The sequence below is a fragment of the Tenacibaculum profundi genome (assembly GCF_057162725.1).
Genome location: NZ_CM169894.1, coordinates 3,521,973 through 3,545,644, shown reverse-complemented (window position 1 = coordinate 3,545,644; position 23,672 = coordinate 3,521,973). Strand labels below are relative to the sequence as shown.

The window sequence follows — 23,672 nt, the reverse complement described above, 5'->3', positions numbered from 1 at the left end:
TGAATACTATATATTGATTTTTTTTGATATTGTTTCCTTTTAAAACTCCAATCAACAGAATTTATTAGCGATTAACTATTACTGGCATTTGCTAAGGAATAAAATGATATAGTTGTATTAAATAAATAAATTTAAACGTATACTAAGTTGACTAAATAAAATCTTTTTATCTCGTATTAAACGTTAGAAGAATGATTTTCGAATAACTATTATAGCTTAGGTTCTTTTTAATTAAAAAAATTCCTTGAGCAATAAAAAAGACAGTAGTTTGATCAAACTACTGTCTTTTTCTAATAATTAAATTATCTTTAATCTTTATAGATTATTTGCTTCAGCAATTAATTCTGCAATATCCTTTACTTGAATTTGTTCTTCTTTTTCTTTGAACTTAACCCCGTCAGTCATCATCGTATTACAATAGGGACAGCCAGTAGCTATAATTTGCGGATTAGTTTCAAGTGCGTCTTCGGTTCTTAAAATATTAATGTCTTTACTCCCTTTTTCTGGTTCTTTAAACATTTGAGCTCCTCCTGCTCCACAACATAAAGCAGTAGATTTATTCCGTTTCATTTCTGTCATCTTAACACCTAAACGCTTTATTAGTTCTCTTGGTGTTTCATAAACCTCATTAGCTCTACCTAAATAACAGGGATCATGATAAGTTAATCTTTTGCTCTTCAGTACTTGATTTTTGACAGACAACCTTCCTTCACTAATTAGTTTACTAATATATTGTGTGTGGTGAAATACCTTATACTTACCACCTAGACCAGGATACTCATTTTTAAAAGTATTAAATGAATGGGGATCACATGTAACAATAGTTTTAACACCGTAGGCATTTAATATTTCAATATTTGCCATCGCTTGCATCTGAAATAGAAACTCATTTCCAGCTCTTTTAGCCGCATCTCCCGTTGAGCTTTCTTCAGTACCTAATACTGCAAAATCAACATTTGCCTCATTTAAAATTTTAACAAAGGCTTTTGTAATTTTTTTTGCCCTATCATCATAACTCCCTGCTGCTCCGACCCAAAACAAGACCTCTGGTTGCTTATCTTGTGCCATCATGTCTGCCATTGTTGGTACGTTCATAATTCTTTAACGTTTAATTATTGATATATTCCTTAATTGATCTATTTTTACTTTATCAAATTTAGAATGATTACTCATCTTTCCAATTCAATCTATCCATTTGACTATATTGCCAAGGAGCTCCATTGTTTTCAATGTTGGTCATCATCATATTCAGTTCTTGTGGTGCCGCTGATTCTTCCATTACTAAATAACGCCTCATTTCCATAATTATAGACAAAGGGTCTATTCCTATTGGACATTCCTGAACACATGCGTTACAACTTGTACAAGCCCATAATTCCTCTCTTGTGATGTAATCATCTAATAATTGTTTCCCATCTGGTTTGAATTCCCCACCATTAAGATCTATGTTGTTACCAACTTCTTCTAGACGATCTCGAGTTTTCATCATAATCGCGCGAGGTGACAATTCTTTACCTGTTAAATTAGCTGGACAGGAAGAAGTACAACGCCCACACTCTGTACACGTATATGAATTCATTAACTGGACCCAGTTTAAATCAGTCACTTCTGAGGCACCAAACTTTTCCGGATCTCCTTCTTCCCCACTATCCTCGGGCATCGCATAAGGATCTGCATCAGGATCCATCATCATTTTAACCTCTTTTGTAACTGAATCTACGTTTGTTAGTTGTCCTTTAGGATTTAAACTTGCATAAAAAGTATTTGGAAAAGCAAGTAAAATATGTAAATGCTTTGAGTAGTATAAATAATTTAAAAAAATAAGTATTCCTACAATGTGTACCCACCAAGTTGCCTTTTCGATAACATGTAATTGATCAGAAGAAAAATCCTGAAATAAAGGAGCCAAAAATTGAGAGATTACGTTACCTGCACCTGTCTGTTGAAAAGTTACATCGGTAGCATTCATAACTAAGAACAATGACATTAAAACTATTTCGAAATATAAAATAATATTTCCGTCATTTTTGGGCCATCCTTTCATTTCTTTATTCCAAAAACGTTTCACCTTTTCTATATTTCTTCGAAACCAGAATATGATTACTGCAACTAGAACAAGCACTGCTAATATTTCAAAAGTCCCTATTAAAAAACCGTAAATACTATTTCCAAGTGGTTTTTGAAATACCCTGTGAGTACCAAATAAACCATCAATAATAATTTCAAGTATTTCTATATTAATTATGACAAAACCAGCATAAACAACAATATGTAATATTCCTGACACAGGGCGTCTTACCATTTTATATTGACCTAAAGCTATTTTGGCCATATTTTTCCATCGTTCAGGCTTCCTATCATTTCTGTCTACATCTTTCCCTAGCTTTATATTCCTTATAAGCTTTCGAACATTCATTACAAAATATCCTATTCCTACAACTAGAGTAATTGCAAAAAATATATTTGACACGTAATTTTCCATTTGTTTTTTATTATTATTTGTGGTAATTCAAATTGTACGATTAAATTAAAAATAAAGCAGTATATTCATCAAGAGATTTTATAGGATAAAAATAATCTCCTAAAATCTTAAGATTTTATAATTGATTAGTTTTGTTAATTTATACATAGTTTTGGTTTATACTAAACTATTAGTTTGTTTTTATACCTTTACTATTGTTTGTATATGGCTCAGTTTTTTTTCCAAACAATGAAAAGTGTACAAATCGCTTTGGGTTTAATTTTATTTCTCTCAAAAGCTCTTCCAGTTCTTTTGACGCATGTGTTAAATTCATATACATTGTTTCGTCCTTCATCAGCTTACCCAATGTCCCCTTTCCTTGTTTTAAATCTGTTAAAACAACATTAACATTTGTTAGAGTTGTTTCTAGTTTTTTAACTGTTTTACTTAAATTAGAATTCGCTAGATTCTCAGAAATTTTTGAAAAATTTTCTGTTATTTTTTTTGCATTCTTAGCTGATGATTCAATATTTTCCTTACTATTTTTTATCACTGAGTTTAATAATGTTAAACTATTTTTTGTATCGAGTGTAATTTTCTCAAAATTCAGAATAGATCTATTTAAACTCTCTCTTGACTTCATATCTAGTATTTGGTTGAATCCTGTAACCAAAGAATCAACCCCTTCCATTGTATGTGCGATCTTTGGTGTTAATTTATCATTCAATGAAGACAGAAGGTCTTTTTCAACTTTACCCTGCAAATAGTCTCCTGAGACAGCCTCTTCTCCTGAATAATCCGGTATTATTGATAAATTTTGTCCTCCCATTAGACCAGCTGAATATATTTTTGCAGTACTGTTTTTACCAAACCTAAATTTATTTTCAATGGTAAATCGAACAATTAGTTGACCTCTTTTTTCTTGACTGTTATTAATCGTTATTTTTGAAATTTTACCTACTTTCAGACCATTAATAGTAACGATACTAGCTTCATTTAAACCACTTATGTTATCAAACTCTACATAAAAATATCTTGATCCAGGATTGAATATATTTTGACCTTTAAGAAAATTATACCCCCATATAAATAGAGCGATTATAATTACTGAAACTATTCCTGTTTTTAATTCTTTAGACATGCAAATTGATTCTTATAGCGAAAATAGTAATTATTTTAGTAGTTATCATGTAGATTTAATCTAAATTACAAAGAATTGAGAGCCTCTTTTAAGGTTATTTTTTTATTTCCCTTGAATGCTACAACAAAAGCTCCATTATACCCTAACTTTCTTACATTTGACTGAAATGTTTTAACCTCTTGAAAACTAGCAGTTTCACCATAGTAATATTTATAGTAACCATCGATAAAAAGTGTCCTAACACCACTCAACCCTTTAAATTTCAAACCCTTACCCCCCAACTTAGTTTTAGATGCAGCTATCTGTACGCTAAAATATATCTTGTTTTTGATCGATATCGTTTCTAATTTTGTATCCTCATTTTGATTTTCTACTTTTATTTTCTTTGGCGGATGGTTCAAAATTTCTTTTTTAATAGTGTCATTACGAATTATTTCTTTTGTAGTTTCTTTTGTATTTACTGAAATATTTGGCAATTCTTTTACTGAATTTATTCTGATCCTTTTAACATATTTTTCAATAGCACTTGCTATCGCCTTTGCCATTTTATACTGACCTGTTCTAGAATTCAAAAATTTACCTTCAATTTTGTTGGATATAAAACCTAATTCAATTAAAACACTTGGCATTACTGTTTCTCTCAAAACCAAAAAATTTGCTTGTTTTACTTTTCTATCAAATCTTTTGATACCTCTAAAATTCGATTGTACGAAACCACCAAAAGCCAAACTCAAATCTAAGTTTTCTTCCTGCAAAACAGAAAGTGCTATAACTGTTTCTGGGGAATTTGGATCGTAGTCATAATTCTTCTTGTAATCATCTTCCAACAAGATTACTTCATTTTCTTTCTTTACAATTTCAAAATTTTCCTTATTGCCTCGTAATCCTAAAACATAGGTTTCTGCTCCATGGGGTTTACTTGATTTATTTGCATTACAATGAATCGAAACAAATAAATCTGCATTTTTCTCATTTGCTATTCTTGCTCTATTGTGGAGTTCTATAAAAACGTCTTTTTTTCTAGTAAAAATTACATCTAAATCTTTTTCTTTTTTTAGAATTTCTCCTGTTTTCAGAGCTAAACTTAATGCAATTTTTTTTTCTACATAACCACCTCTTGACGCCCCATAATCTTTACCACCATGACCTGCATCCAGAACAATAGTAAATTTTTTTTGCGCGCTTATTGTTTTTATTCCCAAAGAAAAGGTAAATATCAAAAAAAGTGTAAAAGTTAACTTTTTGATAATATATTTACCACATTTTAAGATTCTCATCAATTATTTTTAAGTAATTTTGGCGTTCGAATTTGGATAATCAAATAAAAGACCAAAATTTAATTTAACACAAAAATAGTATTTATAGTATTGCGAACAAATCTAACTAACATAGTTTTATTTTTAAGTTTCTTTAGTATTCATCTTTGTTACTCTCAAAATTTGAGTATTAAAGATACTTTACAGCTAAAAAAGGCAACTTCATTAGATAAACGAAATGATACTTTAAATAAAAAAAAGTTAGAAAAAAAGCTACTTAATTCAAATGATTCTATTTCAAATGATTCCATTACAAAACCCAAAGAAGTTATTGACGGGATCATTACACATGATGCTAAAGACTACACTATCCAAAACGCAAAAAACAAAACTATTACACTGTACAATGAGGCAAGAGTCACATATACTGATATAGATTTAAAAGCTGGAATAATAATTTTAGATTACAAAAACAATACTGTTTATGCCAAGGGAATTAAAGATAGCCTAGGATATCATCAGATTCCTCAGTTTAAGCAAGGAGAACAAGAAAGTGAACAGGACTCTATTATTTTTAATTTTAAAACTAAAAAAGCCTTAATTTATGGGGTAAAAACAATTCAAGATGAAATAATTACTTACGGAACCAAAACAAAGCGAGTTAATGATTCTACAATTTATATGCGTAAATTACGTTTCACTACATCTCAGAAAGAAATTCCTGATTATTATATAGCTACTAACAAAGCAAAACTTGTCCCTGGTAAAAAAATTATTGTGGGAGGAAGTCATTTAGTACTTGCAGATGTTCCAACCCCTTTATACTTACCTTTTGCTTATTTTCCCCTCACAGATAAAAGAAGTTCTGGCTTTATAATTCCTACTTGGGGAGATAGTAATAGTCAAGGGTTTTTTCTACAAAATGGAGGATATTATTTCGCTATAAATGATTATTTTGACCTGACTGCTCTAGGTGATATTTACACAAATGGGAGCTGGGGATTACGAACTGATTCGAATTACTACGTGCGTTACAAATTTAGTGGTAATTTTAGTGTAAGATTTGAGAATATTATTCAAGGAATAAGAGGTTTAAGTAATTACAACAAATCATCAAACTTTAATATTCAATGGAGTCATAGTCAAGATTCAAAAGCAAGTCCAAACTCCCGATTTTCAGCCTCTGTTAATTTAGGAAGTAGTCAATACTATAGTCAATCTTTGAATGAATTTAATAATTCTCAAAGGCTAACAAATACATTAAGCTCATCTATTTCGTATTACAAAAACTTTGTAGGAACACCCTTTAATATGAATGTGACAGCTACACATCAGCAAAATACAAATAACAACAGCATTTCGATGACTTTTCCATCACTGCAAGTAAATATGGATAGGATTTATCCATTTACAGGTAAAGGAGGAATCAAAAATAATCCTATTCAAAAAATGGGGTTAAACTATAGTATGAGCAGCCAATATAGTATCACCACAACAGATGAAGAATTCCTGAGTAAAAAAATGTTTAGAGAAGCCAAATCTGGTATTCAACACAACTTAAGTACTAATACCAATTTAAAAGCTCTTAAATATTTCACTATATCTCCTTCAGTTAGTTATAAAGATGTTTGGTATTTTAAAAGTATTCATAAGAGATATGATTCTAATGTAATAAATAGTCAAGGAAATCAAGGTGCTGTAGTAAATGATACAATTAATGGATTTACAAGGTTTCATGATTATAATTTTGGAGCATCACTGTCAACTAATATCTATGGAACGTTTAATTTTAAAAAAGGACGATTAAAAGCCATTAGACATACTATTAGACCTTCAATTTCTTATAGTTACCGTCCCAATTTTGCAGAGGCACACGAACTAACAGTCCAAAACAGTAGTGACCCTAATGATATACTTACCTACACTCCTTTTGAAGGCGGTATCTATGGAGCACCAAGTAGTGGTATTTCCAATTCCATAGGAATTTCCATCAATAATGTTATTGAAGCTAAGGTTGCTCCAAAAGATCCAGATAGTGAAGAAGAATTAAAAAAAGTAACCATTTTAAATAACCTAAACTTTAGTACAAGTTATAATATTGCCGCAGATAGCTTAAAATGGAGTCCTGTTAGTGCAAATGCGGGTACAAGGTTGTTCAAAGATAAATTAGCCTTAAACTTAAATGCAACACTCGATCCCTACCAAGTAAATGACAGAGGAACTAGAATTAACAAATTTAACGCATCTATTTTCCGTGTAACCAATGTTGGTGTTACAGCTAATTACTCCATATCCAGTCAAGATTTCGAAAAAGATGAAAAAGACGACTCAAAAAACAATGGTAACGGAGCCCAAAATACACCTGATGTTTTTGGTCAAAACTTACCTAACAGCAATGCTTTTGTAAACGAAACGAGAACTAATAGCAACAATATTTCTAAAACAAAAGTTTCAAAATTATATAATTCAAAAATTCCTTGGAGTTTAAACCTAGTTTATGCTATGAACTATTCCAGTAATGGAATAACTAGCGGTATTGGAAATAATTCTTTGATGTTTAGTGGTAACCTTGAATTATCTCCCAAATGGAAAGTCGATTTCTCTTCTGGATACGATATAAAAAATGATGCCTTTACTTTTACAAGGTTAGGTTTTTCTAGAGACCTTGATAGCTGGAGATTTAACTTTAATTGGACACCATTTGGTAGAAATACGGCTTATTATTTTTTCATTGGGGTAAAATCATCGGTTATGAGTGATTTAAAATGGGATAAAAATAAACCACCAGATAGAGTTTTATTCTAAACCAAAAATCATTTTATAATATTTAATTCTGACTTTCTTAATTAAAACATATCAAAATCAGTAATTAAATAATTTTAATTATTATTACAATCTAATATTGATAACTTATTAATAAATGATTCAATCTTATGAAAGAAATTATAACAACAACAAAAGCCCCAGAGCCAATAGGTCCCTATAATCAAGCTATATTGAAAGGTAATACCCTATATACCTCTGGTCAAATAGCTATTGATCCTACGTCTGGTGAATTAGTTTTATCATCAATTGAAGAAGAAACTAAACAAGTTATGGAAAATATGAGAGAAGTTTTAGCTGCAGCAGGTATGACTTTTGAAGATGTTGTAAAAACATCAATTTTTATTTCTGATATGAATAATTTTTCAAAAATAAACTTAGTATACGGAGAGTATTTTAGTGATAATACTGCTCCAGCTAGAGAAACTGTAGAAGTAGCTAATTTACCTAAATTTGTAAATGTAGAGATTAGCATGATTGCTATTAAATAATTATATTTTCAATAGCAAACTAAAATCATAAATTTTTACGTTTATTTTGTAATAAAATATTAGGAACTTTTAGTTCTTAATATTTTATATATATATTCATAATGAAAGTCAAATTGCTCTAACTAACAATTTTGCTGTTGATGGGTTTGTAGCCAATGGAACATTGTGAACATCACATAAGCGCATAAGCATTGAAATATCTGGTTCGTGAGGGTGTTTTTCATGGGGATCTCTAAAAAAAAGTACCATTTGGCATATTCCTTCTGCTACCCTACCTGCAATTTGCGCATCGCCTCCATAAGGACCTGATAAAAATTTCCTGACATTAAAACCAGATTTTTCAGCTATTGCACCTGTTGTTCCCGTAGCTATTAAATCAACTTTTTTATTAAGTAAAATGCTTCTATTTTCATCTAAAAATTTTAACATCTCTTCTTTTTTACCATTATGTGCTATTATTGCAATTTCCATGTAATATAAAAAATCCCGCATTAAAACGGGAAAATTAATGTTTTAGTTTATAAACTTGCCGAATATAACAACAAATCGACTATTTTAGTTGCGTAACCGAATTCATTGTCATACCAAGAAATTACTTTAAAAAAATTATCATTTAGCTCTAAAGAAGCGTCTGCATCAATTACTGATGTCCTAGGTTCAGAGACGAAATCCTGAGAAACGACTTCGTCAGTCGTGTATCCTATTATTCCTTTATAATCTCCAATAGAAGCTCTTTTAAAAGCAGCTAATATTTCTTTTAAAGATGTTTTCTTTTCTGTTCTAAAAGTTAAGTCAATTAAAGACACATCTGGAACAGGTACTCTAACAGCCATACCTGTTAATTTTCCTTTTAACTCAGGTATAACTTTCGTAACAGCTTTTGCTGCTCCTGTACTTGTTGGTATAATATTATTTACTACTGTACGACCTCTTCTCCATTTTTTATTCGGTCCATCAACTACATTCTGAGTAGATGTAGCCGCATGAACAGTGGTCATAAGCCCTTCCTTGAAACCAAATTCATCATTAATTATTTTGGTTACAGGTGCCAAACAGTTTGTAGTACAAGATGCGTTTGAAAAAACTATTTCATCGGCTGTCAATTTTTGATGATTGACACCCATTACATACATATTCGCATCCTTGGATGGTGCTGAAATAATAACTTTTTTAGCTCCTGCTTTAATGTGAAGTGCTGCCTTGTCTTTATCAGTAAAAAAGCCTGTAGATTCGATCACATAATCAACATTAACTTCATTCCACCTTAAATTTTCAGGTTTTTTTTCAGCAGTAACTCGAATTTCTTGTCCGTTTACAACTAAATTTCCTTCTTTCACGCTTATTGTGCCAGGAAATCGACCGTGTACTGAATCATACTTCAACAAGTAAGCTAAATAATCTACATCAAGTAAATCATTTATTGCTACAATTTGGATATTTTCTCTCATCACAGCAGAACGAAAAGCAATTCTTCCGATTCTACCAAAACCATTGATCCCTACTTTTATCATGTCCCTTTTTAATTTATCATATTAAAACTTTCAAATAATCCGGTAAACAAGATTTAAAAATTATTAAACCTTACCTACTAAGGAGTACAAATATAAGCCATATTAGTACAAAAAAACTGGTTACAATAGAATTCCTAAAAGTTTTGAACAGATTTATAATATTCGTTTATAATGAAGAAGAAAATTCTATTTTTTCTACATTTGATAATGATGCCGAGTACTCTGCTAAGTCTACTAGTTTAGTTGCATACCCCACTTCGTTATCATACCATGAAACAACCTTAATAAAATTCTCAGATAGTGCAATTCCTGCATTGGCATCAAAAATGGAAGTGCGGGTATCACCAACGAAGTCTTGAGAAACAACGAGTTCCTCTGTGTAACCTAAAACTCCATTCATTTCTCCTTGTGAAGCTTCTTTCATCGCTAGTTTTATATCCTCGTAAGACGCTTTATTTTTTAATCTAACAGTTAAGTCTACTACTGAAACATCCATAGTAGGAACTCTAAAAGCCATTCCTGTAAGTTTTCCGTCCAATTCAGGTATTACTTTACCTACTGCTTTTGCAGCCCCTGTGGAAGATGGTATTATGTTATGTAAGGAAGCTCTTCCTCCTCTCCAATCCTTTAAGGAAGGCCCATCGACAGTTTTTTGTGTTGCTGTAGTCGCATGCACTGTAGTCATTAACCCTTCTTCAATACCAAATTTATCGTTGAGGACTTTTGCTATTGGTGATAAGCAATTTGTGGTACAGGATGCATTAGAAAAAATAACATCACTATCTTTTAACTTATGATTATTCACCCCCATTACGAACATTGGTGCATCTGGTGATGGAGCAGAAATAATTACTTTTTTAGCTCCACCAGTGATATGTAATTGTGCCTTTTCAATAGTTTTAAAAAAACCTGTACATTCTAAAACGTATTCCACACCTACATCATTCCATTTCAATTTTTCTGGATTACGTTCTGCTGTGACTCTAATTTCTTTTCCATTAACAAAAAGTTTATTATCAACAACCTCAACAACTCCATCAAATTCACCATGTACTGAGTCATATTTTAACATATAAGCTAAATAATTTACATCGTCTAGTAAATCATTAATAGCTATTATTTGAACATTTGAACGCTTTATGGCAGATCTAAAAGCCAATCTACCTATTCTTCCAAATCCATTTATTCCTATTTTTATCATAATATATCTTTTTTATGTGGTCATTATGTCTGAAACTCTCAAAAGTTCCATATTAATTTCCTGTATACCTTTAATTGCTTTTTCTAAACTTGTTGATACCACCTGATTGTCTTTCAACCCAACCATTATATTTGTTTTACCATCAATGAGTAATTCAACAGCTTTAACACCTAAACGACTTGCTAATACCCTATCAAAACAAGACGGTGAACCTCCACGTTGCATATGCCCTAAAACCGAAACTCGCACCTCGTACTCTGGGAGGTTTTCTTCTACATAATCTGCTAATTCAAAAACAGTTTTACCTGACTTGTCTCCCTCCGCTACAACAACAATACTTGAGGATTTACCTGAGCTTTTACTCTTTTTAAGTGATTCCAACATTCGATCTAATCCTAAATTTTCTTCTGGAATTAAAATTTCTTCCGCTCCTGCTCCAACCCCAGCATTTAAAGCAATAAATCCTGCATCTCTTCCCATTACCTCTACAATAAACAACCTATTATGTGAAGAGGCCGTGTCTCGAATTTTATCTATTGCTTCCATTGCTGTATTTAAAGCTGTATCATAACCTAACGTATGAGAAGTACCATAAATATCATTATCAATTGTACCTGGAATACCAACAACAGGAAATTTAAATTCTTTATTAAAAACAACTCCTCCTGTAAAAGTACCATCTCCTCCAATTACAACCAAAGCATTAATATCATGTTTTATTAAGTTCTTATAGGCTTTTTGTCTTCCTTTTTTGGTCATAAATTCTTTTGATCGAGCAGACTTTAATATCGTTCCTCCTTTGTGTATTATATGATTTACACTTCTAGCTGTCATATTAATGAAATCTCCCTCAATCATCCCTTGATAGCCTCGATATATGCCAATACATTCTATTTTATAATAAGCACACGTTCTTACCACAGACCTTATTGCGGCATTCATACCAGGAGAATCACCTCCCGATGTCATTACTGCTATTCTTTTTAATTTTTCTCTCATAATTTGTTTATCAAAATTAACTGTTTTTTCGTTTCGTCTTATTTAAAAAAACGAAATCGTTTTCGATTATCCCCCTCATTGAGACCTATAAAACAGCCATATAAATCTTAGTTCAATAAAATTAATTAAATTCACTTTTTATCAAAATCTAGTATAGATTATGCATCATAATAACAGTTTTGAGTGTTAATTAAATATTCTCGTAACATTTCAAATACAAATAAAATATCCTTTATCTTATGTATAGCAAAGGTATTTTCTTACGATTTTATACAATTAAGTAACTCCTTACAATAAAACGCTAAAAACCAACATTACATCCATTTTATTAGGGGTTATTTATTGATTTCTTGTAATTCAATTAATAAAATTTGACACCTATTGTGACACCTATATATAATTAATATATTTTGTTACCTAATTTGCTTTTTTTATTTCTCCCAAAATCTGTCAAAAGAATTGGTTTTCATTATATCAATTTTAAACTCAGATTTGTCGTTTTTAGTTATAATCACACTATCAAAACCTAATTTGTCTAGTTTTTCAATTGTTGCTAATTCTCCCTCTTTTAATTGTAAAATCTTTCTTAAAAGCCAATCAGATAATGCTTTATTTGGATTTGTCATTAATGCTTTAGAGTTTTCTTGACAAACTTTTGCTTCAAATATTTCTCCTGTAGGAATTTGCAAACTAAAATTAGTATCTCTTTCTGGGAAAAAATTAGGATAATATTTATGAATATTTATCGGAATTGGAATATATATTTCGCCAAAATCTCTTTTTCTACCTCCTGCATTCCATTGATTTAATCCGCTTTTTTCATAAACAAATCTCTCTTTTTGTTTAATTCCATAAAGAGGTAAAACTATATAGTTATTTCCTTTTATCAATTTATCTGTTGCTGATTTAAAATCGTTACTTGAAAACAAATCAAGAAGTAAACTATAGGGGTCATCGATTATGTCGACTGGTAAACGAAAAACATTTTGAGGTATTATAAACTTTCTAAATAAAGTATTTTTTGAGTAATTAAAAGAATAAAAATTATACCCATCTTCAAATTGTAAACTTGCTTTATTACTTTTTACGGAATGTATATTTGTAATATCAATTTGATTATAATCGGTTTCAAAAAGTAATAATTCTTTTTTTCGTCTTGCAACAATATGATAAAGAGAAGAATCAATGTTATAAACTCTATTTGCTAAATTAATCCGTTCATTTCTATATTCTCCCAATTTTAAAGCAAGTTCTTTGCCTTTATAATTTTTTAAATCTCGTGAAAGACTATTAAATTCTGCAACTTTTTCAGTACTGCTGTCATTTTTTGAAATAAACGTCTTTAAACCAATTCCAATAGAATTATAATCTGCATCAAATGCAGTATCTGAACGAGATAGATTATTGGCTTGAAAACTTCTACAAAATATGTTTTCAGCAACTCTATAATTAATCAATGGAATTGCACTATCACTAAAAAGTCCTGATAATTTAGAAACCGCTGAAAGTAAATTTAAATAGTCACCATTGCTTTCAATGTCAATTTCTGCGAATGATTTCATAAAACTGACATTATCTCATTCGCAATTCGTTCTATTAAAGTTGTAGTTACAGAATTTCCTGCCTGCATATATAGTTTGCTGTTCGCAAGGTTTGGTAAAATATAATTTTTTGGGTAACCTTGAAAAGAAAAACATTCTCTTGGTGTTAACTTTCTAATTCCATAATTGTCTTTTATTAAAGGAACATTATGTCCGCCAGTTCCCATATTTGCAGTTAGAGTAGGACAAACGTTACTTTTATTTTCTCTAACATAAACTCTTCTCCACTGATAAACAGTGTCTTTTGAAGTCATTGTTTTTTCTAATTCAGGATAGTATTTGTGATTTTTAGGATAGTAATATTTTTCTTCTTGCTTTCCTTTTTCTAAAATATCGTGAATGTTTTTAGTTAATTCTATTTTTTTAGGAAACTTAAAATTAGAATGATTTTTAACTTGATTTGGATCAAAAGCAACAATAAAAATTCGTTCTCTATTTTGAGGTATATTTGCGTGAGTCATAGAATTTAAAACAGAGCTATAAGTTTTATACTTTAATTTTTCTTCTAAAACTTCAATAATTGTTTTAAATGTATTTCCTTTATCGTGTGAAACTAAGTTTTTTACATTTTCAAGGAAAACAACTTTTGGTTTGTGTTTCTCTATAATTTTTTCTACATCAAAAAATAAAGTTCCTCTTGTGTCCGCAAAACCTTTTCTTTTTCCGGCAATTGAAAATGCTTGACAAGGAAAGCCCGCGCATAAAATATCAAACTCGTTAGGAATATAATTTTTTGTACTTTCTTTTGTTATATCTCCAAACGGAATTTCTCCATAATTTTCTCTGTAAGTTATTTTAGCAGCTTTTTCCCATTCGCTTGTATAAACACATTTTCCACCAGTGTTTTGTAGAGCCATTCTAAAACCGCCAATCCCTGCAAATAGGTCAATAAACTTAAAAGAATAATTTTCGGGTGTAGGAAATGGAACATTTTCTACCTCAAAAAGTAATTGTTGTAAAACTTCTTCTTCTGCAATTGAATAATTTTCACCTTGTTTGTATTTTACGAAATTTTTCAGAATTTTTAGAGCATCATCTTTGTAATGTTTAGAAATTCCATTGTGAACATTGCGCAAATAATGAGTTATAACAGCTTTATCTTCTGGCTCAACAAATTTTATTTGATAGTTTTTACCATCAAATTCTTCAATACTCACACTATTTTTTGTTTTTATCAAAGGTCAAGTTATTTATATTTACAAAAATATCATTTTATTTCTAAATCAGTTTGTGGATAGAATTTTTACTGCTTTGTAGGTAACTAACGGATATACACAATTGTGTATATTCACAACCAATATAACATTGATTTAAACCACTTAAAAAAAACCTTAAAACCAACAACTTAAATAAATTAAGGACACTTTTTATCCGAATACAATTGTTTGCAAATTACTATACGTTTATTTCACTTAGCACAATTATGTCAAAAAACTTTTTCCGTTTTTAAGGTGTCGGAAAATCTTCTGTTTATAATTCGTTTGTTAAATCTTGAACATAAAAAAACACCTAAATAAAGGTGCTTTTCGGTACGTTTGTTTTTAAACCTTTCTCAAAACTTTAAGCTGTCTGTTTCGCATAATCAGGTAAACACTCAAACCAACAGCCACTCCAGGAGCAAAACCTAAAAGGATACATAGCCATCCACGTTTTATAGAGTGGACTTTTGCTTCGTACCAAATCCAAAGCGCCAAAATAGCCCAACAGACTAATAGGTCAGCCGAATAAACGGAAGAGTATGGATTCACAAAACCAGATGTTAGAGCAAAAATCATATCTGGATTTGAAATTTGTGCTGGAACAAAAAGCCATAAAAACAATCCCGTATAGAACACGGAAAAAATAGCTAATAAACTATAAAAGATTTTATTGTACATAATTTAATTTTTTAATAAATAATTTGAAATATTTTCTTCTCATCTTTTACCTTAAAACATACAGTAGGAGTAAAGGTAAAGATTTAGAAGACCTTTTCGCTACAAACTCATTTTTCTGGAGTTTTCGATTTAGGAGTCGATTTTAAAACACATATTATGTTTATAAATAAGTATAAAATATTTCAGCTTTATTTCAATTTAGAGTAGTTATTTTTAGTTTCAAAAATCAACTATTCATTGCTTTCAGCGCTGTTATTTCGGTTTGGTTTTATATGGCGCACAACGATTTTGTGCAAAGCTTGTTGCCTACAAGTTAGTGATTATTTTTTGGTTGAGTCACAAGCCAAATTTTCAAACACTTCTTAACTCCATGTTAAATAACTCAATAACAACAACTTAAACACATTACTTCTACTCATTTTTATTTTATAATTAATTTTTTAAAACCTTTTGTAATATAGACTCTTGTTTCCCCTAAAGAGTCCGAATAAACTAAATAAGCATCTATTTCTTTTAATTCGGAAAGAAGTTTTTTTGATTTTTCAATTCCCATAGCCATAAATGCAGTTGCATAACCATCTGCCTCTGCACAAGTGTTAGCAATTACATATGAACTCAAAACATTCCCTTGTTCCGCATTTCCATTTAATGGGTTAATTGTATGAACATATTTTTTATTTGTAATAGGGTCAACTCTATTTTTTCTGAAATTTCCAGAGCCAGCTATTGATTTGTTAATCAATTCTATTCTTGCTCTTGATTTTCTATTATCCACTTTGGAATCGATTCTTTCAATACCAATAGTCCAATTCATATCATAAGCCAAATTTTTGCCGATAGTTTTTATTTCTCCACCAACTTCTATTCTAAAATTGTCAATCGAATTACTTTGAATATATTCTGCCATTTTATCTATAGCGTAACCTTTTGCAATCGAATTAAAGTCAAGATAGATATTCTTTTTCTCTTTAATGACTTGGCCAGTTTTTAAAAGTTCTACTTTATCGAACCCAACATAATTCATCATAGAATCCAGTTTAAATTTAGAAATAGACTTTATCGGTTTTGTATCTCCAAATCCATAAGCATTTCTTAAAACTCCAACAGTTGGGTCAAAATAACCTTTGGATTTTAGGTGTATTTCTTTTGAAAGCATAAAAACATCCTGAAAAAGGATGTCCGTCTTTATAGCTGTATTTCCTTTGTTTATTTTGGATATATCACTTTCAGGCAGGTAAGTGCTTAAAGATTTATTAATTGCAATAACAACAGAATCAATTCCCTTTTTAATGTTATTGTCTGTGTTAAAATTATAATACTCAATTTTGTATGTAGTTCCAAAAGCAAGTCCGTTCAGCGTTATTAATTTTTCCTTTTTATTTGCACATCCCAATAGCAAAAGAGTCAACAAGAATAAGCTTAAATGTTTCATTTTTTTTGTGTTTAAATGTGTTTATCAAATATCTGGTAACGTTTTAGCTAAGCTGAATTTTAATGCAGTTTAGGTGGTGTTGTAAGCAGTAGTTCTATTTCTATTTGTTATTCTTAATTTCCAATGATTTTTGTTTTATCCAATTAACAGAAATTTTTATTGGTTCTGTCTTATTAGTATTATGTCCTAATGATGGAAATAAAACATACTCAAATGGTTTGTTCACTAATTTTAAATCGTTGAGATGCTCAATACACATTTTTACAGGAATTTGAATATCTTTTTCTCCAAATACCCAAAGACCCGGAATTGATAATTTTCTTAAAACTTCTTTTGGATCAGTAGCCTCAAATTGAAATCTATCGGGGTCGTTTTTAATATGTTTACGTGCTTCTTTTTCTGTATGATTATCCCAAAAATCGGTTCTCCCATTTGTATAGAATTGAAATCTCAATTGTTCAAGAGTAGTTATTGTAGGGCTACTCATTAAAACCATAAATTCTACTAATGGATTTTCATTTGCTACAATGGGAATTATCCAACCTGCTTGACTCGCACCAATAAGTCCAATGGGTAAATCTTTTTCTTTACTATGAATTAAATTAACAGCGGAACTTGCATCTTTTGCTAATAGAATTATATTTTCAACACTAATATTATTCGTTCCTACCTCTGGTCCTGCATAAACTCCACCAGATTCTCCAACCCCACGTTTATCATAAGTAAATACTAAAATATCGTTCTTGGCTAAAAATTCGGCAAACTTTGTCATTCGAGGTACTTGGTCAGAACCGTGAACAATGACGACTGCTGAATGTGGATGATTAGGAGTATAAATTGTACCCGCCAATTTAACCCCTTCACTTTCAAAAGTTACATTTTCTGTTTTTATAGAATCAATCGATTGAATTTTTTCTTGAGTAGATGTTATTTTTTTTTGTTTGACTGATTTATTGCAACTGTTCATAGTTACAATTAGGATTAATAATAAGAGTCGATTTGTTAATTTCATTATATAATTTTCTTCATAATCCTGTCGTATTGCCTACAACGTTTTGTGTATGGTTAGTTGCGTCTTTAAATGTACATTTTTTTCAGCTAAACACTAACTTTATAAAAAATCACTTACCTTTAGTTTGACAAGGAGTCGCAATTAACTATATACTTTATTACCATACGTTATTTTTTAATTTCATATAATACACACTCTTCTAATTTCGTGAATTCAGAAAGTAGAGGATGATTAAAATTTTTAATCTTTTTCATTCCTATTTTTTTCATAACTTTTTCCGACTTGTCATTTACCTTAGGACAGATTGATTTAATGTTTTTCAGTCCTAATTCATCAAATGCATATTCAAGACATTTCTTTGCGCCTTCTGTAGCAAAACCTTTTCCCCACTCTGCTTCAGCTAATCTCCAACCAATATCTACGCAAGGGGTGAAATCAGATTCAAATGTCTGTTTGGCAATTCCAATAAAGCCTATAAATTCATTATTTTCAAGTTTGTCAACCGCAAAATAACAGAATCCATTTTCAGAAAATTGACTTTTCATTCGGTCAATGAATTCATCAGTCTGTTTTTGTGTTGGAATAGTTGGGAAATGCTCCATTACTTTTGGGGCAGAGTTAATTAGTCCCATTTTAAATTTATCTTGCTCTGTCCAATTTCTAAATCCTAATCTTTCAGATTTAAATGTGTAATTCTCCATTTAGTTTTTTAATGTGTGATGACGGTTTAAATAAGCTGCGTTTTAATGCAGTTTGGGTGGTGTTATAAACAGGTTCATTCTTGAATTTCATACTCTATAAAATCAGTAGATATGAGAGTATTATCTACATTATATCTCTGAACTTTTATTGGATAGCCATCTTCATTATATTCGTAAATATATTTATTCGTTTCTTCAGCTCTTTTATTTTTAATTACATTATTAATATTCACGGAATTATTATTTATTAATAAATACAATTTAAAATCGTCATCAAAATTTAGAAATGGATGTTTCATTACATCAAACGAAAGATTATTCAATTCCCAATTAATCTCGTAGTTATTTGAATTACCAGAAAGAGATTTCCATTTAGTTATATTTCCCAATAAATTATATTCAAATTCATACTTTTCACATAGATCTGAAGAAATATTACATTCTTCTATTTTTTTTACTCTATTATATTGATCGTAGGTATAAGAAGTATTTTTAAAATGAGAATTATTCTCGTAAGACTTTATATTTGTAAGTTTATTATTCTCATACTCAAAAATACTAAAATAACTATTATCATAGCTACTTATTATTTTATCTACTCTTGCATTTGAATATATTATTTTAAAGTAACTAGAGTTATTTTTAAAAAATTCAATTGGTCTAAAATTTAAATCAAACCTGTACTCAAACACCTGAATATCACCCCCTATTTCTGTTGTATTTTTTTTTACATAGTATTTTTTTTCTGTAGAAGGCTCAATCGAATCTTCAATCGATGAACATCCTAGTATTAAGAATAAAAATGTGCTTATTAAAAAATGCTTTTTCATATTATTAATTTTGCTTTCAAATTGTTTGTAACGTTTTGGGTATGGTTTGTTGCGATTTTTTACCAAATGTAAATAAAAATTATCTGTTTTTGGTTTCAACGAATACTATCTAAAATCTCCTCCTCCAAATCACATTTTAATATTTTTGATTTCCTCTTTATTACCTTTCCATACTTTTTCAACTTTGAATTTATAAATGTATCCGTCATTTACTTCTTTAAACTCCAATACTGTACCTTTAAATATTTCAGAAGAATTTTCTATTTCTATTTTCAGTGAATTAGATACACATTTACAGGCATATAAAGTTTGTTAGCTTACAAGAATTAAAACTGATAATATTATTCGTTTCACTTTCTATTTTTATTGAAGTAGAACTAGCGGATATACACAATTATATATTTCAGTTGCAAATATAAACGTTTACAAATATTTAAATCTAACAATAAAAATTTTCAATTTTTGATCACCAGTTTCACTAAAATCTAGGCATAAAAAAACATCCTAAAAGGTGCTTTTCGACACGTGTGTTTTTGGCGTTTTGTATAAGAATAGTATAGGCTAAAACGTACTTACTTGTTGGATTTAGAACTTAACTCTTATTTTTTTATACTTTGTTAGATACAGTTAACGTTTCACAAAGGAAACTCCATATTTATTTGCTATGGAATCAATTTTATTTTTTGTCAGTTTATTCTCTTTTGATTCTTTTGAGATTTCATTAAAAAAATTTTCAAATCCACCCGGAGTAATAGTATTCATAGTAATACCTACAACGCTATCCATATTTACAAAAGTATGGGGTATGCCTCTCGGCAATTTAATAAAATCACCTTCCTTTGCTTCAATTTTTTCACTACCACAATTAAACACGTAATTACCTTTCAAAATATAAAAAAGTTCGTCTTCATTTTTATGAACATGGAGAGGGGGGCCTTGATTAGGCGGTGTTTCGGAAATAATAACTGAGTACTCATCATTTGTTTGACTACTTAAAATTTTTCCAACAATCTTTACTCCCAAAACATTCCATTCTTCACCTTGCTCAGATTTTACATGTATTAGGTTGTTAGAATTTTCATTATTTCTTGGGAGGGATTTTTTATTATTCATTTTGCAACTATAACTAAATATACTCAAGAGTATAAGTATTGAAATTTTTTGAATACGAAGTGTAATATGCATAATTCTGACTAATATTTTTATATCATTTTAAAGACCAACTGTTAATATCTTTGATTTTTAGTCTTAATTTTTTGTTACAGCTACTTAAAAATTAGCTTGAAGAAATTATTTCCTTTTCCGAAAAACAGGAATTGTATCAAACTAGCATTTATATACAACTGTTATATTTCTTTTTAAAAAGACGAATCTATTAATAAACAAATAAAAACTCAAATCAAAAAAGGATTTATTTGTAGAGTTTATGAGCTTTGTAATGATATTTTCATGTAACATAAATATTTACAAACATTTACATCTAGCAATAAAAATTTTAGATTTTTGATCGCCAGTTTTACAAAATTTAGGCATAAAAAACACCGTAAAAGGTACTTTTTAGCGCGTGTGCTTTAAAAATTTCGCACAAAATTGTTTTAAGTCAGTTTTGGTGTTGTTGTGAACAGTGCTTTTCTAATATTACTTATTAAATTCAATTATTTCATTGTTTATAGACCTCCAAAGGAATTCCATTTGGATCTCTAAAATAAAAAGCATAATAAGAGCCTGTATATTCTGGATATTTTCTTGGTTCACGAGATATAGTTACATTCAGCTTTTTAATAAGTTCATAAACTTTATCGACTTCATTATCAGTTTTTAACTCAAAGGCCAAGTGGTCGAGCCCCACATCTCGAACAAATGGTTCACTCGCTTTATGATTATCAAATCTTATCCAAAGATTATGCTGGGCTTGTTTGTATGATTTCATTTTACCAAAATCACCTTGGTCAATATGATCAATTTTAAATCCCAATTCCATCATGAGTTTGTCATAGAACAATTCAGAATCATTAAAATCTTTTACGTTTAATATTATATGTCCTATTATCGCTTTCAAAATTCAGTATTTGTACTTATTTATTCACATTACGTAAAACGATAACGGTTTGTATAAACCACATTCAATGGGTTTTATGCGCTGTTATAAGTCATTACGCTTAGTTTTTATTCTTTAATAATTTCTGAACTAAAATTTCTAAATCCTTAATCCTAAAATTTTGCTTTTTCAATTGTTCAATCTCCTTTTTCTGAGAGTTACTCTCTTTTTGTTAATCAATGGTATACAAAATCAACTCCTCAATTTTTGGAGTAATTTAGCGTACATAATTAATTGAAGAAATATTTATAAATTTACTTTTTTTGATAACTTGCCTAATGAATTTGAAAATATCGAAAAAACAAAAATTAACACCTCTGATACCCCCCCAAAAAAACACCTGTATAAACCAAACACTTAACAACAAATATTTACTATTATGTAGAGAAAGAATATTGAAGAAATAGCTTGGTACTATGTTGATTTATTTTATAACCTTTTTAAACTGTAAAATTATTTCCTGTATCTTTTTATGGTAAAATTCACTTGGAAAAAGATCTTTTAATATGAAATGGTATTCATAATCTAAACTTAAAGCATTTTTTAAATGAGTTAAACTATAATCTTCCTTTCCTAAAACCATAAATAATCCACATAATCTATATTCTATCTCTGCAAACTCTTTATATACCTTTTTTGCCTTTACCATTACAGTGAGAGCTTCATCATATTCACCAAGAAACAACAATACATCTGATAGCGCAACATAAATCTCAATCGCATTATCCTCCAATTCAATACATTTATAAAAAGCTTTTACTGCTTCTTCAAAAAAGTTAAGTTTTAAATTGATGTCTCCATATTTTCTCCAAAACAACGAATTATATTCATCAATACTTATTGCTTTATTGATGTAATAAAGTGACTTAGGATAATTTTTATTTGTGTAGTAAGCCGCAGCAAGTGCCATCCACCCTCTATCCAAAAGAGGATCTTCATGAACAGACTTTTTGTAAAAATGTATTGCAGTAGATAAATTATCAAGTTTTTGATAACATTCTCCTATTCTAATATAGGCATAAGCAGTAGGATCATCAAGCTCCAATGTAATTAAATAATTATCAATTGCCTCTTGATATCTTTTAAGTTTTTCAAGTGTTTTAGCCTTTTCTAAGTAACCTCCTATAAATGCATCATCTATAATAACAGCAAAATCAAAAGATTGCAGTGCTTCATCAAACATCCCAATTTCAAAATACTGACGACCTATTTGATGCCATGCTACTTCACTAAAAGGGTTCTTTTCAAGATATCTATTTAGATATCTAATTGCTCCATTGTTGTTCTGTTGCATATCATAGCAATACACAATATTATAAAGAGACGAATAATCTTCTATATCTGCATCTATACATTTTTTGAAATTTGAAAGCGCATTTTCATAATCATCTAAGTATAAATATTCCATACCTATCATTGACCATATATCCTCCGGGTCTTTTACAAACTCAAGAGATGTTTTCAAAATTGATATCGCTTCTTTATGCTTTCGGTTCTTAGATAAAATTGTTGCTCTTTGAATAAAAACCTCATCATTATAAGGCTCTACTGCTTCAACATCTGCTAGTAATTTAGTTGCGAGTGAAAGCTTTTCATCAAATATCAACAATTCGATATGCATTAATTTCAACTGTATTGACGTCGGATGCTGTTCTAACCCCAATTTAACAGCTTTTTTTGCTAACGAATGCTTTCCTACATTTAAATAATGTTCTATAATTTCTTCGAACTCTGTGGCATCAAAAAAATAAATATCGTTTGTCTTTAGCATTGATTCAAATTTCGATACTGGCATATTCTTTTCCTTTGATAAACATCTAAAATTACAACAACATAGCTAGCTTCCTACCTTTCTTCACATTTATTGTTAACAAAGTAATTAACAATTTTAATAACCTGCTCTCTTACTTACACATAGAATTATTTTTTTTAAGCCCTGATTCAATTAAATGCCTCAGAAAAAAATATCATTGGTTTTTTAATGATTTCTGGTTCCTTATCAAAATGAAAGGATAAAATCAATTTATGCTCCTTTGCAAATATTCGCATATCGCTTTAATTGAAACTTAAATGTTATTTTTATTACTTATCCAATAAAAACTTAAGTTACACACCTTAATATAAGGAATTTTATTTACATAAACAAGTATAACTTACTCATATAGAAATTATTTAATTTAGTGTAGTTAAGTTATTTTTTTAATAACATTCATTTTTTTTAATATTATTTTTCTTTCT

General features: G+C 29.6%; 20 protein-coding genes. 2 read left to right on the top strand and 18 right to left on the bottom strand.

The annotated features are described in order from the left end of the window. Positions 1-315: 315 nt before the first annotated feature. The 4 genes from AC2GW8_RS14375 to AC2GW8_RS14360 all read right to left on the bottom strand — a co-directional run bounded on the left by AC2GW8_RS14375 (position 316) and on the right by AC2GW8_RS14360 (position 4,879). Positions 316-1,095, bottom strand: coding sequence for a (Fe-S)-binding protein (locus AC2GW8_RS14375; protein ID WP_440880567.1), 780 nt, complete (start codon positions 1,093-1,095; stop codon positions 316-318). A 70-nt stretch (positions 1,096-1,165) separates the two neighbouring features. After that, complete coding sequence (locus AC2GW8_RS14370; protein WP_440880566.1) at positions 1,166-2,482, bottom strand: 4Fe-4S dicluster domain-containing protein; 1,317 nt, start codon at positions 2,480-2,482, stop codon at positions 1,166-1,168. Between the two features lie 169 nt (positions 2,483-2,651). Continuing rightward, positions 2,652-3,602 carry an MlaD family protein gene (locus tag AC2GW8_RS14365; protein ID WP_440880565.1) on the bottom strand — a complete coding sequence of 317 codons (951 nt, stop codon included), beginning with the start codon at positions 3,600-3,602 and terminating at the stop codon, positions 2,652-2,654. Positions 3,603-3,667: 65 nt separating this feature from the next. Next, complete coding sequence (locus AC2GW8_RS14360; RefSeq protein ID WP_440880564.1) at positions 3,668-4,879, bottom strand: N-acetylmuramoyl-L-alanine amidase family protein; 1,212 nt, start codon at positions 4,877-4,879, stop codon at positions 3,668-3,670. A gap of 162 nt (positions 4,880-5,041) precedes the next feature. On the opposite strand from AC2GW8_RS14360, the gene AC2GW8_RS14355 reads away from it, so the two are divergent. After that, positions 5,042-7,663, top strand: coding sequence for a putative LPS assembly protein LptD (locus AC2GW8_RS14355; protein ID WP_440880563.1), 2,622 nt, complete (start codon positions 5,042-5,044; stop codon positions 7,661-7,663). A gap of 128 nt (positions 7,664-7,791) precedes the next feature. Then, positions 7,792-8,172: a Rid family detoxifying hydrolase gene (locus tag AC2GW8_RS14350; RefSeq protein ID WP_440880562.1), complete on the top strand. Its 381-nt coding sequence runs from the start codon at positions 7,792-7,794 to the stop codon at positions 8,170-8,172. A 108-nt stretch (positions 8,173-8,280) separates the two neighbouring features. Here AC2GW8_RS14350 and AC2GW8_RS14345 read toward each other — a convergent pair whose 3' ends face one another. From AC2GW8_RS14345 to AC2GW8_RS14280, 14 genes are all read right to left on the bottom strand, one after another. Next, positions 8,281-8,643, bottom strand: coding sequence for a methylglyoxal synthase (locus AC2GW8_RS14345; protein WP_440882223.1), 363 nt, complete (start codon positions 8,641-8,643; stop codon positions 8,281-8,283). A 47-nt stretch (positions 8,644-8,690) separates the two neighbouring features. Beyond that, a complete protein-coding gene (gene gap / locus AC2GW8_RS14340; protein WP_440880561.1) occupies positions 8,691-9,683 on the bottom strand; it encodes a type I glyceraldehyde-3-phosphate dehydrogenase in 993 nt (330 codons plus the stop codon). A 166-nt stretch (positions 9,684-9,849) separates the two neighbouring features. Then, positions 9,850-10,884 (bottom strand): type I glyceraldehyde-3-phosphate dehydrogenase, encoded by a 1,035-nt coding sequence (gene gap / locus AC2GW8_RS14335; protein ID WP_440880560.1) that lies wholly within the window; start codon positions 10,882-10,884, stop codon positions 9,850-9,852. Positions 10,885-10,896: 12 nt separating this feature from the next. Further along, complete coding sequence (gene pfkA, locus AC2GW8_RS14330; protein ID WP_440880559.1) at positions 10,897-11,883, bottom strand: 6-phosphofructokinase; 987 nt, start codon at positions 11,881-11,883, stop codon at positions 10,897-10,899. A 431-nt stretch (positions 11,884-12,314) separates the two neighbouring features. Then, entirely contained in the window at positions 12,315-13,445 is a 1,131-nt protein-coding gene (locus AC2GW8_RS14325; protein WP_440880558.1) for a phospholipase D-like domain-containing protein, read from the bottom strand. Then, on the bottom strand, positions 13,442-14,662 hold the full coding sequence (locus AC2GW8_RS14320) for a DNA cytosine methyltransferase (protein ID WP_440880557.1): 1,221 nt from the start codon (positions 14,660-14,662) through the stop codon (positions 13,442-13,444). Before AC2GW8_RS14320 ends, AC2GW8_RS14325 begins: the two co-directional genes overlap by 4 nt. Positions 14,663-15,025: 363 nt before the next feature. Then, positions 15,026-15,361 (bottom strand): DUF2834 domain-containing protein, encoded by a 336-nt coding sequence (locus tag AC2GW8_RS14315; RefSeq protein WP_440880556.1) that lies wholly within the window; start codon positions 15,359-15,361, stop codon positions 15,026-15,028. A 421-nt stretch (positions 15,362-15,782) separates the two neighbouring features. Beyond that, entirely contained in the window at positions 15,783-16,793 is a 1,011-nt protein-coding gene (locus AC2GW8_RS14310; protein WP_440880555.1) for an FAD:protein FMN transferase, read from the bottom strand. A 100-nt stretch (positions 16,794-16,893) separates the two neighbouring features. Continuing rightward, entirely contained in the window at positions 16,894-17,760 is an 867-nt protein-coding gene (locus tag AC2GW8_RS14305; RefSeq protein ID WP_440880554.1) for an alpha/beta hydrolase family protein, read from the bottom strand. A 212-nt stretch (positions 17,761-17,972) separates the two neighbouring features. Further along, on the bottom strand, positions 17,973-18,506 hold the full coding sequence (locus AC2GW8_RS14300) for a GNAT family N-acetyltransferase (protein WP_440880553.1): 534 nt from the start codon (positions 18,504-18,506) through the stop codon (positions 17,973-17,975). A gap of 74 nt (positions 18,507-18,580) precedes the next feature. Beyond that, positions 18,581-19,336: a hypothetical protein gene (locus AC2GW8_RS14295; protein WP_440880552.1), complete on the bottom strand. Its 756-nt coding sequence runs from the start codon at positions 19,334-19,336 to the stop codon at positions 18,581-18,583. Positions 19,337-19,963: 627 nt separating this feature from the next. Then, entirely contained in the window at positions 19,964-20,449 is a 486-nt protein-coding gene (locus tag AC2GW8_RS14290) for a cupin domain-containing protein (protein WP_440880551.1), read from the bottom strand. Between the two features lie 547 nt (positions 20,450-20,996). Further along, the gene (locus tag AC2GW8_RS14285; RefSeq protein ID WP_440880550.1) at positions 20,997-21,395 is read right to left on the bottom strand and encodes a VOC family protein; all 399 of its coding nucleotides are present in this window, start codon (positions 21,393-21,395) and stop codon (positions 20,997-20,999) included. Between the two features lie 463 nt (positions 21,396-21,858). Continuing rightward, positions 21,859-23,229, bottom strand: coding sequence for a tetratricopeptide repeat protein (locus tag AC2GW8_RS14280; RefSeq protein WP_440880549.1), 1,371 nt, complete (start codon positions 23,227-23,229; stop codon positions 21,859-21,861). Positions 23,230-23,672: the final 443 nt, after the last annotated feature.

Coding starts and splice junctions, on each gene's coding strand:
- AC2GW8_RS14370 (WP_440880566.1), bottom strand. CDS start 2,482: ATGGAAAATTACGTGTCAAATATATTTTTTGCAATTACTCTAGTTGTA.
- AC2GW8_RS14310 (WP_440880555.1), bottom strand. CDS start 16,793: ATGAAACATTTAAGCTTATTCTTGTTGACTCTTTTGCTATTGGGATGT.
- AC2GW8_RS14305 (WP_440880554.1), bottom strand. CDS start 17,760: ATGAACAGTTGCAATAAATCAGTCAAACAAAAAAAAATAACATCTACT.
- AC2GW8_RS14360 (WP_440880564.1), bottom strand. CDS start 4,879: ATGAGAATCTTAAAATGTGGTAAATATATTATCAAAAAGTTAACTTTT.
- gap (WP_440880561.1), bottom strand. CDS start 9,683: ATGATAAAAGTAGGGATCAATGGTTTTGGTAGAATCGGAAGAATTGCT.
- AC2GW8_RS14290 (WP_440880551.1), bottom strand. CDS start 20,449: ATGAATAATAAAAAATCCCTCCCAAGAAATAATGAAAATTCTAACAAC.
- AC2GW8_RS14345 (WP_440882223.1), bottom strand. CDS start 8,643: ATGGAAATTGCAATAATAGCACATAATGGTAAAAAAGAAGAGATGTTA.
- AC2GW8_RS14375 (WP_440880567.1), bottom strand. CDS start 1,095: ATGAACGTACCAACAATGGCAGACATGATGGCACAAGATAAGCAACCA.
- AC2GW8_RS14325 (WP_440880558.1), bottom strand. CDS start 13,445: ATGAAATCATTCGCAGAAATTGACATTGAAAGCAATGGTGACTATTTA.
- AC2GW8_RS14300 (WP_440880553.1), bottom strand. CDS start 18,506: ATGGAGAATTACACATTTAAATCTGAAAGATTAGGATTTAGAAATTGG.
- gap (WP_440880560.1), bottom strand. CDS start 10,884: ATGATAAAAATAGGAATAAATGGATTTGGAAGAATAGGTAGATTGGCT.
- AC2GW8_RS14280 (WP_440880549.1), bottom strand. CDS start 23,229: ATGCCAGTATCGAAATTTGAATCAATGCTAAAGACAAACGATATTTAT.
- AC2GW8_RS14315 (WP_440880556.1), bottom strand. CDS start 15,361: ATGTACAATAAAATCTTTTATAGTTTATTAGCTATTTTTTCCGTGTTC.
- AC2GW8_RS14295 (WP_440880552.1), bottom strand. CDS start 19,336: ATGAAAAAGCATTTTTTAATAAGCACATTTTTATTCTTAATACTAGGA.
- AC2GW8_RS14350 (WP_440880562.1), top strand. CDS start 7,792: ATGAAAGAAATTATAACAACAACAAAAGCCCCAGAGCCAATAGGTCCC.
- AC2GW8_RS14365 (WP_440880565.1), bottom strand. CDS start 3,602: ATGTCTAAAGAATTAAAAACAGGAATAGTTTCAGTAATTATAATCGCT.
- pfkA (WP_440880559.1), bottom strand. CDS start 11,883: ATGAGAGAAAAATTAAAAAGAATAGCAGTAATGACATCGGGAGGTGAT.